This window comes from Burkholderia sp. MSMB1588 (genome assembly GCF_001546925.1).
Lineage (GTDB): Bacteria > Pseudomonadota > Gammaproteobacteria > Burkholderiales > Burkholderiaceae > Burkholderia > Burkholderia humptydooensis.
Map to the genome: position 1 here is coordinate 3,034,646 of NZ_LNJS01000001.1, position 13,916 is coordinate 3,048,561.

Here is a 13,916-nt window from a genome sequence, read left to right on the forward strand (position 1 = left end):
CAACCGGGCGGCCCCCGCGAGCGCCGCTTGCGCGCCGCGCCGCCCCGCGCCTGTTTTGCCGGCCGGCCGCCGGCGGGCGGTTCTTTTCGTCATCGAGCTATGGTGTAATGCCGGCATGAAAATCGGCCACCAATTCCATACCGTCGCGCTCGTCGGGCGCAGCAACACGCCCGGCATCGCCGAGCCGCTCGCATCGCTCGCCGCGTGCATCGCGAAGCGCGGCTTCGAAGTCGTGTTCGAGGCGGATACCGCGCAGGCGATCGGCAGCGCCGGCTATCCCGCGCTCACGCCCGCGGAGATCGGCGCGCGCGCCGACGTCGCGGTCGTGCTGGGCGGCGACGGCACGATGCTCGGCATCGGCCGCCAGCTTGCGCCGTACAGGACGCCGCTCATCGGCATCAACCACGGCCGGCTCGGCTTCATCACCGACATCCCGGCATCCGACATGCGGGAAGTCGTGCCGATGATGCTCGCGGGCAGCTACGAGCGCGAGGAGCGCACGCTGCTGGAGGCGCGGATCGTGCGCAACGGCGAGCCGATCTACCACGCGCTCGCGTTCAACGACGTCGTCGTGAACCGCAGCGGCTTCTCCGGGATGGCCGAGCTGCGCGTGTCGGTCGACGGCCGCTTCATGTACAACCAGCGCTCGGACGGCCTCATCGTCGCGACGCCGACGGGCTCGACCGCGTACGCGCTGTCCTCGCAGGGGCCGATCCTGCACCCGCAATTGCAAGGCATCGTGCTCGTGCCGATCGCGCCGCACGCGCTGTCGAACCGGCCGATCGTGCTGCCGGATGATTCGAAGATCGCGATCCAGATCATCGGCGGGCGCGACGTCAACGTGAACTTCGACATGCAGTCGTTCACCGCGCTCGAGCTGAACGACACGATCGAGGTGCGCCGCTCGAAGCACACGGTGCCGTTCCTGCACCCGGTCGGCTACAGCTATTACGCGACGCTGCGCAAGAAGCTGCACTGGAACGAACACCCGTCGAGCGAAGAAGACGACGACGCATAAGCCCTGACGCCCCCTTCCGACCGACACCCATGCTCCGCCACCTCTCGATCCGCGATTTCGTCATCGTCGCCGCGCTCGATCTCGAATTCGACAGCGGTTTCACCGTTTTCTCAGGCGAAACGGGCGCCGGCAAATCGATCCTGATCGATGCGCTCGCGCTCGCGCTCGGCGAGCGCGCCGACGCGAGCGTCGTGCGCACCGGCAGCAGCCGGGCCGACATCAGCGCCGAATTCACGCCGCACGACCGCGTCGCGCGCTGGCTCGACGAGCACGCGTTCGACGCCGACGACACAGTGATGCTGCGGCGCGTCATCGATGCGAGCGGCCGCTCGCGCGCCTTCATCAACGGCACGAGCGCGACGCTCGCGCAACTGCGCGAAGTGGGCGAGATGCTCGTCGACATCCACGGCCAGCACGCGCACCAACTGCTGATGCGCGCGGACGCGCAGCGCGAGCTGTTCGACACGCACGCGGGGCTCGCGGCCGACGCGGCCGCCGTCGCGCGCGGCCATCGCGCATGGCGCGACGCGACGCACGCGATCGAGGCCGCGCAGGCGCACGAGCGCGAGCGCCAGCTCGAACGCGAAAAGCTCGCGTGGCAGCTCGCCGAGCTCGACAAGCTCGCGCCGCAGCCGGGCGAATGGGACGAGATCGGCGCCGAGCACAGGCGGCTCACGCATTCGGCGAACCTGATCGACGGCGTGCAGGGCGCGCTCGGCGCGATCTCCGAATCCGACGACGCGATGCTCACGCAGTTGGGCGCGATCGTGTCGAAGTTGAGGAGCCTCGCCGAATACGACCCCGCGCTCAACGACGCGCTCGCGTCGCTCGAGCCGGCCGAGATCCAGTTGCAGGAGGCGTCGTACTCGCTGTCGCACTACGCGCAGCGGCTCGACCTCGATCCGGACCGGCTCGCGCAGGTCGAGACGCGGCTCGACGCGCTGCATTCGACCGCGCGCAAGTTCCGGCTGCCGCCCGAAACGCTGCACGACGAGCACGAGGCGCGCCGCGCGCAGCTCGCCGAGCTCGACGCCGCCGCCGACCTGAGCGCGCTGCAGGCGATCGCCGACCATGCGAGGCAAGCGTATCTCGCCGACGCGCGGAAGCTGTCGAAGGCGCGCGCGCAGGCCGCGAAGGCGCTCGGCGCGGCGGTGACGACAGGCATGCAGGAATTGTCGATGGCGGGCGGCAGCTTCGAAGTCGCGCTCGTGCCGCTCGCCGACGGCGGCGCGCACGGGCTCGAGCAGATCGAGTTCCGCGTCGCGGGCCATGCGGGCGTGCTGCTGCGGCCGCTCGCGAAGGTCGCGTCGGGCGGCGAGCTCGCGCGGATCAGCCTGGCGCTCGCGGTGATCGCGAGCGCGGCGAGCCCGACGCCGACGCTCATCTTCGACGAAGTCGACACGGGCATCGGCGGCGGCGTGGCCGAGGTGGTGGGGCGGCTGCTGCATCAGCTCGGGCAGATGCGGCAGGTGCTGTGCGTCACGCATCTGCCGCAGGTCGCCGCGCGCGGCGATCATCACTTCCAGGTCGCGAAGGGCGAGGACGGCGAAGGCGGCACCGTGTCGACGGTCGTGCCGCTCGATCGCGCGAGCCGGATCGAGGAAGTCGCGCGGATGCTGGGCGGCCTCGAGATCACCGCGACGACGCGCAAGCACGCGAAGGAAATGCTGACCGCGTGACGCGGCGCGCGCTCGCCGGGCGCAACGGATCGATTCCGCGCGGTTCCTGCTGCGGTCCCTGCTTCGGCTCCCGCCGCTTCCCGCTACGCGCCGAACACGCGCGCCCACAGCGCGGCCACGGCCTGCCGCTCGGCCGCGACCCGCCCGGGCTCGACGCGCGCCTTTTCCATCCCGTCGAGGCGCAGCCGGTGCTGGAGCTTCCGGTAGGTCCGGTACGCGGCGCCGACCGTCTCCGCCTCCTCCCCGCTCATCAGCCCGAAGCGCGACACCTCGCGCAGCAGCGCGATGTTGCCGGTGTTGCGGATCATCTCCGGATGCTGCGCCGCGTGCAGCAGCACCCAGTACTGGACGACGAACTCGATGTCGACCATCCCGCCGCGGTCGTGCTTCAGGTCGAACAGCCCGGCCGTGTTCGGATGCCCGGCGAGCACCTTGCCGCGCATCTCGACAATCTCCTTCGCGAGCACCGCCGCATCGCGCGGCATCGTCAGCACCTGCACGCGGATCGCCTCGAACGCCGCGCCGATCCGCGCGTCGCCCGCGCTGTAGCGCGCGCGCGTGAGCGCCTGGTGCTCCCACACCCACGCGGTGTTCGCCGCGTCGCCCTCGCGCAACTGGTAGCGGCGGAACGCGTCGAGATCGGTGACGAGCAGGCCCGCCTCGCCGTTCGGCCGCAGCCGCAGGTCGATGTCGAACAGCGTGCCCGCGCCCGTCGCGGTCGTGAGCCACGTGATCAGACGGCGCGCGAACGTCGTGTAGACGTCGGCCGCGCGCTCGTCCGGATCGTCGTACAGGAAGATCAGATCGAGATCGGACGCGTAGCCGAGCTCCTTGCCGCCCAGCTTGCCGTACGCGATCGCCGCGAAGCACGGCGTGTCGCGATGGCGCTTCGCGAGCTGCGACCAGACGACTTCGATCGTCACGTCGAGCATCGCGTCGGCGAGCTCCGACAGGCGGTCGCTCACGTGCTCGACCGACAGCCTGCCGGCCAGATCGAGCAGCAGGATCCGGAACACCTCGGCCTGATGCGCGTGGCGCAGCAGGTCCATCTGATGCTCGGCGCCGTCGGCGGCCGCGAGCCGCCTGCGCAGCGCGTCCTTGAACGCCGGCCAGTCGAACGGGCTGTCGATCGCCTCGTCGTCGAGCAGTTCGTCGAGCAGTTGCGGGTGGCGAATCAGGTAGCCGCCGCCCCAGCGCGTCGCGCCGAGCACCGACAGCACGCGCCGCAGCGCGGCCGGGTACTCGGTCAGGAGCGCGAGATACGCGCCGCGCCGGCCGACCGTCTCGAGCAGGTCGAAGCAGCGCACGACGGTCTCGTCGCGATGCGCGGCGTCGATGCCGGGCGCCGCCTCGAGCGCGCGCTGCGCGACCCGGTCGAACCGCACGCGGCTCGATTCCGGCAGCCCCGCGTAGCGCGACGAGCGCCGCACCGCCTGCAGCCGCGCGAGCACGACCGCCGGATCGGCGAAGCCGAGCGCCGCCAGGCGCGCGACGAGCGCGTCGTCGGCGCCGTCGTCGGCGAGCGCGCCGCTCCAGACGCAGCCCGGCGCGTGGTCGTCCGCGCGGCGCTCGCCGCGCTCCGCCTTGTCGGCGAACACCTGGTCGAACTGCGCCTCGACGAACGCGCGGTGCCGGTCGAGCGCCGCGATCAGCGCCGCGTAATCGGCGAAACCGAGCGACGCGGCGAGCGCCGCGCGCTCGGCCGGATCGACCGGCATCGCGTGCGTCTGCGCGTCGTTGCGGTATTGCAGCCGGTGCTCGAGCGTGCGCAGGAACAGATACGCGTCCGTCAGCCCCGCGCGCACCTCGTCGGCGATCAGCCCGCTCGCGCTCGCGTGGCTCAGCACCGCGAGCGTCGGCCGCACCCTGAAGCCCGCGTCCTGCCCGCCGCGAATCAACTGGAACACCTGCGCGCTGAACTCGATCTCGCGGATTCCGCCGCGGCCGAGCTTGATGTCGTCGGCCTTGTCGGGCCGCATCGTCGCGCGCCGCCGCGCCTCCTGGCGAATCTGCTCGTGCAGCGAGCGGATCGCGCCGATCACGCCGAAATCGAGATAGCGCCGGTAGACGAACGGCTTGACGATCGTGTCGAGCTGCTGCGCGAGGCGGTGCGCGGCGGCGCTCGCCCGCTCGGTCACGAGCCGGCCCTTGATCCATGCGTAGCGCTCCCATTCGCGCCCCTGCACGTAGAAATACTCCTCGAGCATCCCGAGGCTGCAGACGAGCGGGCCGGCATCGCCGTTCGGGCGCAGCCGCATGTCGACGCGGAACACGTAGCCGTCGGCCGTCACCTCGGACAGCACGCCGATCAGGCGCCGGCCGAGCCGCGTGAAGAACTCGTGCACGGAAATCGGCGCGCGGGCGCCGCCCGCCGTCTCGCCGTCGTCCTCGTAGACGAAGATCAGATCGATGTCCGACGACACGTTCAGCTCGCGGCCGCCGAGCTTGCCCATGCCGACCACGCCGAGCGCGAGCCGCTCGCCCGACGGGCCGCGCGGCTCGCCATACTGCGCCTCGAGGTCCGCCGCGAGCAGCGCGAGCGCGCGCTGGATCGCCGCCTCGGCGAGGTCGGTCATCGTGCCGGTGACTTCGGCGACGTCCGCGCGCCCCGCCAGGTCGCGCTCGGCGACCGCGCCGAACGCCTCGCCGCGCAGTCGCCGCAGCGCCTTTTTCAGCGCGCCCTCGGACGGCGGACGGCCGCCTTCGGCGAGCAGTTCGTCGAGGCGCGCATCGAGCGCCGCGCGCGTGACGGGCGCGGCCGCCCACGCGGCGATGCGCTCGGCGAGCGCCGGCCGCGCCGCGGCCGCGCGCGCGAGATAGTGCGAATAGGACAGGGACAGCAGATCGGAGGCGTCGGTCATCGTCGAGCGCGCGTTGCGCGGTGAAAGGCCGCGGGCCGCCGCGCAGGCAGCGCGCGGAGCCGGCGCGCGGCCGGACGGCCCGCACGGACGGCGTCGCGAAAGCCGTCGGCGGGGACCCGTGTGATACATTTGAACGTCAGTCCGCAAAACTACCATATCGCCGCCCCTTCGCCGCATGTCCGACCGTCAGGATTCCGCCGCAACGACCGAAGCCGGACCTCCGCAGCACCATCACCCGGTCCTGCGTCGCGTGTTCAAGGGCGTGCTGGCGATCGCGATCGCCGCGTACTTTGTCGCGGCCACCGCCTTCCTCGGGCTGCGCTACCTGCTGCTGCCCCGCATCGACGAGTACCGCCCGCGCATCGAGGCGTTCGTGTCGCAAAAGCTCCACGCCGAACTGCGGATCGGCCGGCTCGCGCCGCACTGGTCGGGCATGCAGCCGGGCGTCGACATCAGCGACCTGACGATCCGCGGCCGCGACGGCCGCGTCGCGCTGTCGGTTCCCCATGCGACGGCCGCGCTGTCGTGGCGCTCGCTCGCGCGCCTCGCGCCGACGCTGTCGAGTCTCGTCGTCGACGATCCCGATCTGCTGACCGAGCGCCATGCGGACGGGGCGCTGTTCGTCGCGGGCGTCGCGGTGCCGACGACGAAAACGGGCGCCGACGACACGTTCAGCGCATGGCTGCTCAAGCAGGAGGCGATCGTGCTGCGCGGCGGCACGCTGCGCTGGCGCGACGCGCAGCACGACGCGCCCGAGCTCGCGTTGAAAGGCATCCGGATCGCGGTGCTCAACGACGGGATCGTGCACCGGATCGCGCTGCAGGCGCCCGCGAACGGCACGCTGTTCCACGGCCCGCTCGACTTCCGCGCGCGCTTCGTCCACAAGGCGCTCGCGCCGATCGGCAAGCCGTCCAACTGGACGGGCGACGCGTATCTGTCGACGGGGCCCGTCGACCTGCCGACGCTCGCGCACTACGCGAACATCCGCCTCACCGCCTACGCGGGCCGGATCGACAACGCGATCTGGGCGCATTTCGGCGACGGCCATCTGTACCGCGCGGGCGGCGAGCTGCGCGGCTACGACGTCGCGCTGCGCGTGCGCCCGACGCAGCCGCGGCTCGACATCCCGGTCGCGCGCTTCGGCTGGGACCTCGCGATCGATCCGAAGCGCGACTACACGCTGCATCTGTCGCGGCTGCACGCGGAGCTCGGTCAGCCGCCGCTCGCGGACGGCACGCCGCTCTCTCGCGCGCTCGCGCTGCACACGCTCACCGCGCGCTACCGCGTGCCGAGCGTCGACGAAGGCCAGTTGCTGAGCGTATCCGGCGACCGCGTCGATCTCGGCATCCTCGCCGAATTCATCCGCGGGCTGCCGCTGCCGGCGCGGCTGCGCAACGAGCTCGTGCGCTTCGATCCGCGCGGGCTCGTCGCGAACTACGCGATCGAGGTCGAGCGCGCGAAGCCGGCGAGCCCCGAGTTCGTCGACGAAGAGCGCGAAAGCGGCACCGCGCCCATCATCCGCTATCGCTTCCAGGGCGACCTGCAGGGGATCAGCTTCGAGGCGCAGGAGCCGCCGCCCGGGCTCTCGCCGCACGGCCACCCGCGCGCGGGGATTCCGGGCGTCGAGAATCTGTGGGGCCACGTCGATGCGGACGAAAAAGGCGGCGCGGCGCGCTTCGACACGGTCGACGCGGCCGTCACCGTGCCCGGCGTGTTCGACGAGCCGCGCCTCGCGTTCGACAAGCTGCGCGGCCGCGCGAACTGGACCGTCACGCCCGCGCCCGGCGAGCGGCACGCGCGCGTCGACGTCGCGGTGCCCGAGTTCTACGTCGAGAACGCCGACGCGGCGATCGCGGTTGCGGGCAGCTACGCGAACCCCGGCCACGGCCGCGGCTCGCTCGACCTGAAGGCCGACTTCGCGCGCGCGGCCGTCGCGCGAATCCCCCGCTACCTGCCGACGAGCCTGTCCGATCACCTGCGCCTCTATCTCGGCCACGCGCTGCAGGCGGGCCAGGTGAAGAAAGGCGCGACGATCGTCGCGAAGGGCCCGCTCGAGACGTTCCCCTACGAGCACGATCCGAAGGCGGGCGTGTTCCACATCGTCGCGCCCTTCGCGGGCGGCACGTTCGAGCCGACGCCGCAGCCGCCGCGCACGCTCGCGAACGGCACGCCGAACGTGTGGCCCGCGCTCGACGGCATCGACGGCGTGTTCGAGCTCGAGCAGAACCGGCTGCGCTTCGACATCGACCGCGCGCGCTACAAGGGCGTCGCGCTCACGAAGGTGGCGGGGCGCATCGACGATCTCGGCAACCCGACGCATTCGCCGCTCGTGATCGAGGGCCGCGCGCACGGCCCGCTCGCCGACCTGCTCGACTACGCGAACCACAGCGCGGTCGCCGGGATGACGGGCCACATCGGCAACCTCGTGCGCGCGCAGGGGCCGGCGACGCTCGCGCTCAAGCTCACCATCCCGCAGCACGTCCCGCATCCGCACGTCGGCGTCGACGGCGCGCTCGGCTTCGCCGGCAACACGCTCGAGGCCGACGGCGTGCCGCCCGTCACGCGGCTGCGCGGCAACGTGCGGTTCACGCAGCACACGGCGAGCGTCGATCGGCTCACCGCGCGCTTTCTCGGCGGCGACGTGCGCGCGCGCGGCGCGCTGTCGGAGAACGGCCGCTACGCGTTCGACATCGACGGCCGGCTGTCGCTCGACGCCGCGCGCGGGCTGAACCTGCGCGGCGCGGCGGCCGCCGCGCTCGAGCGCGTCGTCGGCGACGCGCCGTACCGGCTCGCCGTGCGCGGCGCGAAGGGCGGCCTGCCCGACATCACCGCGAGCTCGGACCTCACGGGCGTCGCGCTCGACTTCCCCGCGCCGTTCGCGAAGCCGGCCGGCACGCCGATGCCGTTCAGCTTCGTGCTCGCGCCCGAGCCGCAGGCGAGCGGCAAGCCGCTCGAGCGCGCGGACCTGACGCTCGGCCCGCTCGCCGCGACCTACCTGCTCGACGTCGAGCGCGGGCAGCCGGTGCGCGCGGTGCGCGGCGCGATCGGCATGAACCGGATGCCCGACATGCCGCAGGAAGGCGTGAGCGCGGCGATCGACGTGCACGAACTCGACGCCGATGCGTGGCAGACGTTCGCGCAGGGCTTCGGCAAGTCGCCCACCGCGCGCGAGAAGCCGGCCGCGTCGCCCGTCGATCTCGCGAGCTTCGCGCCGAAGCGCTTCGCGCTGCACTTCGGCACGCTGAAGCTGCTCAAGCGCAACTGGGAGAACGTGATCGTCGGCGCATCGCACATCGACGACCTCTGGCAGGCGAACATCGCGTCGAACCAGGTGTCGGGCTACCTGTCGTGGGCGCCGGGCGGCGGCCCGACGGGCGCGGGCGTGCTGAGCGCGCGGCTCGCGAGGCTCGTGATTCCCGAGAGCGCCGAGCACGATCTCGTCGGCCGCGCGATCGATCTGCCGACGCCCACCCACCATGCGATGCCGGCGATCGATCTCGTCGTCGACCAGGTGGTCGCGCGCGGCCACGACATCGGCCGGCTCGAGGTCGACGCGCGCAACATCGACGAGAACGGCATCCCCGTCTGGCAGCTCGACAAGCTCGAGCTCGCGAACCCGGCCGCGAAGCTCACCGCGACCGCGAACTGGCGCACGTCGCGGCGCGCGCTCGCGCGCGGCGCCGAGGAGGACGACGCGCCGCGCCGCACGGTATTCGACTTCACGCTCGCGATCGGCGACGCGGGCGCCCTGCTCGATCGCGTCGGCCTGCCGCGCACGGTCGAGAGCGGGCGCGGCACGCTGTCGGGCAAGGTCGCGTGGCGCGGCGGCCCGACCGCGATCGACTATCCGACGCTGAACGGCCGCCTGTCGCTCGACCTCGCGCACGGCCAGATCCTGAAGGTCGACCCGGGCGCGGCGAAGCTGCTCGGCGTGCTGAGCCTGCAAGGCCTCGCGCGCTTCCTGACGCTCGATTTCCGCGACGTGATCGGCAAGGGGCTGCCGTTCGAGACGATCACGGGCACGGGCCGAATCGACAACGGCATCGCGCGCACGCAGGATTTCGAGATGAAGACCTCGCCCGCGAAGGTGACGGTGACGGGCTCGGTCGATCTCGCGCGCGAGACGCAGGAGCTGAACGCGCACATCGCGCCGAAGGTGAGCGCGAGCGCGGCCGCGATCGGCGCGGCGATCATCAATCCGTTCCTCGGCCTCGGCGTGCTCGCCGCGAATCTCGCGCTGTCGCAAACGCTCGCGCACGCGTTCGCGGTGGACTACGCGATCACCGGTTCGTGGGCGCATCCGCACATCGAGCGGGTCGGCGGCGATCGGGGTAAGATGGGCTTCGCGCCCGCGGCCGTCGAGCACTGACGCGGCCGCCGGGCCCGCACCCTTTTTTCGGCTACCCAACCCGTCATGACCGATCGCCATGCCTCAGCCTCGCCGTTCCGGGTCGCCGCGCTGCAGATGGTCAGCACGCCCGATCGCGAGCGCAATCTCGCCGAAGCCGGCCGGCTGATCGCCGACGCGGCGGGCGCGGGCGCGCGGCTCGTGCTGCTGCCCGAATACTTCTGCTTCATGGGCCACCAGGACACCGACAAGCTCGCGCTCGCGGAAGCCTACCAGGACGGCCCGATCCAGCGCTTTCTCGCCGGGCGCGCGAAGGCGCACGGCGTCTGGGTGATCGGCGGCACGCTGCCGCTCTCGGCGCCCGAGCCTTCGCGCGTGCTGAACACGACGCTCGTGTTCGATCCGCAGGGCCGCGAGGCCGCCCGCTACGACAAGATCCACCTGTTCAACTTCGAGAAGGACGACGAGTCGTTCGACGAGGCGCGCACGATCCGTCCGGGCGACGCGGTGCGCACGTTCGACGCGCCGTTCGGCCGGGTCGGGCTGTCGGTCTGCTACGATCTGCGCTTTCCGGAGCTGTACCGGCGAATGGGGGACTGCGCGATGATCGTCGTGCCGTCGGCGTTCACGTACACGACGGGCCGCGCGCACTGGGAGACGCTGTTGCGCGCCCGCGCGGTCGAGAACCAGTGCTACGTGCTCGCCGCCGCGCAAGGCGGCAAGCACGAGAACGGCCGCCGCACGTGGGGCCACAGCATGCTCGTCGACCCGTGGGGCGAGATCGTCGCGGTGCGCGACGAAGGCGCGGACGTCGTCGCGGGCGAGATCGATCCCGCGCGAATCGCCGACGTGCGGCGGAGCCTGCCCGCGTGGCGGCACCGCGTGCTCGAATGAGCGCCCGGCCGCCTTCGCCCTTGAAAAACGGCCGCCGCGATCCATCCGGCCATCCGACCGGAAAAAAGAAAGCGCGTCCGACAACCCGTTTCAGAAATTGAGAATTCCCGAATCCGCATGAACATCATCGAACCCGGTGTCCGCAATCTCGCGCTCGCGAAGGACATCCTGCTCACGCCTTACGGCCTCGACGAAAGCCTTCTCACGCGCACGCTCGCCGACATCTTCACGCATCGCGTCGACTACGCGGACCTGTACTTCCAGGCAACCCGCAGCGAAGCGTGGAGCCTCGAGGAAGGCATCGTCAAGTCGGGCAGCTTCAGCATCGACCAGGGCGTCGGCGTGCGCGCGGTCGCGGGCGAGCGCACGGCGTTCGCGTATTCGGACGACCTGTCGCCCGACGCGATCCGCCAGGCGGCCGCCGCGACAAAGGCGATCGCCGCCGCGGGCGGCGGCAAGCAGAAGATCCGCGCGGCTTCCTCGTTGAAAGGCATCTCGGGCCGCGACCTGTACCTGCCCGCCGATCCGCTCGCGTCGCTCGACGCAACCGCGAAGGTGAAGCTCCTCGAGCGCGTCGAGCAGATGGCGCGCGGCCGCGACCCGCGGATCACGCAGGTGATGGCGGGGCTCGCCGGCGAATACGACGTCGTGCTCGTCGCGCGCAGCGACGGCGCGCTCGCGGCGGACATCCGCCCGCTCGTGCGCGTGTCGGTGACGGTGATCGCCGAGCAGAACGGCCGCCGCGAGATCGGCTCGGGCGGCGGCGGCGGCCGCTTCGACTACGGCTACTTCACCGACGACGTGCTCGCGCGCTACGTCGACGACGCGGTGCACGCGGCGCTCGTCAATCTCGACGCGCGCCCCGCGCCCGCGGGCGCGATGACGGTCGTGCTCGGGCCGGGCTGGCCGGGCGTGCTGCTGCACGAGGCGATCGGCCACGGGCTCGAGGGCGACTTCAACCGCAAGGGCTCGTCGGCGTTCGCGGGCCGCATCGGCGAGCAGGTCGCGGCCAAGGGCGTGACCGTCGTCGACGACGGCACGCTGCCGAACCGCCGCGGGTCGCTCAACATCGACGACGAAGGCAACCCGACGCAGTGCACGACGCTCATCGAGGACGGGGTCCTGAAGGGCTACATCCAGGACACGCTGAACGCGCGGCTGATGAAGATGCCCGTCACCGGCAACGCGCGGCGCGAATCGTACGCGGCGCTGCCGATGCCGCGCATGACGAACACGTACATGCTCAACGGCGACAAGGACCCGCGGGAGATCATCGAATCGGTCGAGCACGGCCTCTACGCGGTGAACTTCGGCGGCGGCCAGGTCGACATCACGAACGGCAAGTTCGTGTTCTCGGCGTCCGAGGCGTACATGATCGAGAACGGCAAGGTCACGTATCCGGTCAAGGGCGCGACGCTGATCGGCAGCGGCCCGGAATCGCTCAAGTACGTGAGCATGATCGGCAACGACATGCGGCTCGATACGGGCGTCGGCGTCTGCGGCAAGGAGGGCCAGAGCGTGCCCGTCGGGGTCGGCCAGCCGACGCTTCGGCTCGACAACATGACGGTCGGCGGCACCGCGTCGTAATGCGGCATCGCCGCATCGCGGCGCAGACAATTCGCGCGAATCGCTCGCATCGCGCGGATTGTCCGCATTTTCAGCGTTGCAGGATTGCAAGCCAGCGGCCGACCGGGTATAAATCTCTTTCTTGCATCGCTTCATTGACGCACCGCATTTTCGCCATGTCCGCAAAGTTTTACTTTTACTTTTTTTGGTATCTCAGGCCGCTGGCGGATCGAGAGGGGTGATGGCGCGCGAAGCGCAACCGAATTCCCGAAAAACCGCCGGCGAACCCGGCGGTTTTTTTTCGTCCCGCCGGTTCGCACGCGCGGCTGACGGGCCGAACCACCGGCTTTCCCGAATCACCGATTTGTCGAATTGAACAGCCAGCCGCCCCGCGCACGCAGCCGGGCGGCGCACCGAACCGGAGAACTCAAGCATGCCCCCGCACAATACCGACGACGTCCGCATCCGAGAACTGAAGGAGCTGACTCCGCCCGCTCACCTGATCCGCGAATTCGCGCTCAGCGAGGCGGTGTCGGAGCTCATCTACAACGCGCGCCAGGCGATGCACCGGATCCTGCACGGGATGGACGATCGCCTGATCGTCGTCATCGGGCCGTGCTCGATCCACGACACGAAGGCGGCGCTCGAATACGCGGGCCGGCTCGTCAAGGAGCGCGAGCGCTTTGCGGACGAGCTCGAGATCGTGATGCGCGTGTACTTCGAGAAGCCGCGCACGACGGTCGGCTGGAAGGGGCTCATCAACGATCCGCACCTCGACAACAGCTTCAAGATCAACGACGGCCTGCGCACCGCGCGCGAGCTGCTGCTGCAGATCAACGAGATGGGGCTGCCCGCCGGCACCGAGTACCTCGACATGATCAGCCCGCAGTACATCGCCGATCTGATCTCGTGGGGCGCGATCGGCGCGCGCACGACCGAGTCGCAGGTGCACCGCGAGCTCGCATCGGGGCTGTCGTGCCCGGTCGGCTTCAAGAACGGCACCGACGGCAACGTGAAGATCGCGGTCGATGCGATCAAGGCCGCGTCGCAGCCGCACCATTTCCTGTCGGTGACGAAGGGCGGCCACTCGGCGATCGTGTCGACGGCCGGCAACGAGGACTGCCACGTGATCCTGCGCGGCGGCAAGACGCCGAACTACGACGCCAACAGCGTGAACATCGCGTGCGCGGACATCGGCAAGTCGGGCCTCGCCGCGCGCCTGATGATCGACGCAAGCCACGCGAACAGCTCGAAGAAGCACGAGAACCAGATTCCCGTGTGCGCGGACATCGGCCGCCAGCTCGCGGCGGGCGACGAGCGCATCGTCGGCGTGATGGTCGAGTCGCACCTCGTCGAAGGCCGCCAGGACCTGAAGGACGGCTGCCCGCTCACGTACGGCCAGAGCATCACCGACGCGTGCATCAACTGGGACGACAGCGTAAAGGTGCTCGAAGGGCTCGCCGACGCGGTGAAGGCGCGGCGCGTCGCGCGCGGCAGCGGCAACTGAGCGCGCGGCGAAGCGCAGCCCCGTGCGCCACGAGCAGGCCGTC

General features: G+C 71.0%; 8 protein-coding genes. 7 read left to right on the top strand and 1 reads right to left on the bottom strand.

Annotated features, from left to right (window positions below; genetic code table 11):
• Positions 1-115: 115 nt before the first annotated feature.
• The gene (locus WS92_RS25535) at positions 116-1,018 is read left to right on the top strand and encodes an NAD kinase (protein WP_006025360.1); all 903 of its coding nucleotides are present in this window, start codon (positions 116-118) and stop codon (positions 1,016-1,018) included.
• Between the two features lie 29 nt (positions 1,019-1,047).
• Positions 1,048-2,697, top strand: coding sequence for a DNA repair protein RecN (recN, locus tag WS92_RS25540; RefSeq protein WP_059930966.1), 1,650 nt, complete (start codon positions 1,048-1,050; stop codon positions 2,695-2,697).
• Between the two features lie 83 nt (positions 2,698-2,780).
• Here recN and glnE read toward each other — a convergent pair whose 3' ends face one another.
• Positions 2,781-5,558, bottom strand: a complete 2,778-nt coding sequence (gene glnE, locus WS92_RS25545; protein WP_059930968.1) for a bifunctional [glutamate--ammonia ligase]-adenylyl-L-tyrosine phosphorylase/[glutamate--ammonia-ligase] adenylyltransferase — start codon at positions 5,556-5,558, stop codon at positions 2,781-2,783.
• A gap of 175 nt (positions 5,559-5,733) precedes the next feature.
• On the opposite strand from glnE, the gene WS92_RS25550 reads away from it, so the two are divergent.
• The 5 genes from WS92_RS25550 to aroG all read left to right on the top strand — a co-directional run bounded on the left by WS92_RS25550 (position 5,734) and on the right by aroG (position 13,873).
• Positions 5,734-9,927 carry a YhdP family phospholipid transporter gene (locus WS92_RS25550; RefSeq protein WP_059930970.1) on the top strand — a complete coding sequence of 1,398 codons (4,194 nt, stop codon included), beginning with the start codon at positions 5,734-5,736 and terminating at the stop codon, positions 9,925-9,927.
• 45 nt (positions 9,928-9,972) lie between these two features.
• Positions 9,973-10,800 (top strand): carbon-nitrogen hydrolase family protein, encoded by an 828-nt coding sequence (locus tag WS92_RS25555; protein ID WP_059930972.1) that lies wholly within the window; start codon positions 9,973-9,975, stop codon positions 10,798-10,800.
• Between the two features lie 117 nt (positions 10,801-10,917).
• Positions 10,918-12,387: a metalloprotease TldD gene (tldD, locus tag WS92_RS25560; RefSeq protein ID WP_059930975.1), complete on the top strand. Its 1,470-nt coding sequence runs from the start codon at positions 10,918-10,920 to the stop codon at positions 12,385-12,387.
• Positions 12,387-12,608 carry a hypothetical protein gene (locus WS92_RS35975; RefSeq protein WP_171845242.1) on the top strand — a complete coding sequence of 74 codons (222 nt, stop codon included), beginning with the start codon at positions 12,387-12,389 and terminating at the stop codon, positions 12,606-12,608. The genes tldD and WS92_RS35975 overlap by 1 nt, the downstream gene beginning before the upstream one ends.
• Before the next feature lie 191 nt (positions 12,609-12,799).
• Complete coding sequence (aroG, locus tag WS92_RS25565) at positions 12,800-13,873, top strand: 3-deoxy-7-phosphoheptulonate synthase AroG (protein WP_006025353.1); 1,074 nt, start codon at positions 12,800-12,802, stop codon at positions 13,871-13,873.
• The last annotated feature ends 43 nt before the right edge of the window (positions 13,874-13,916 follow it).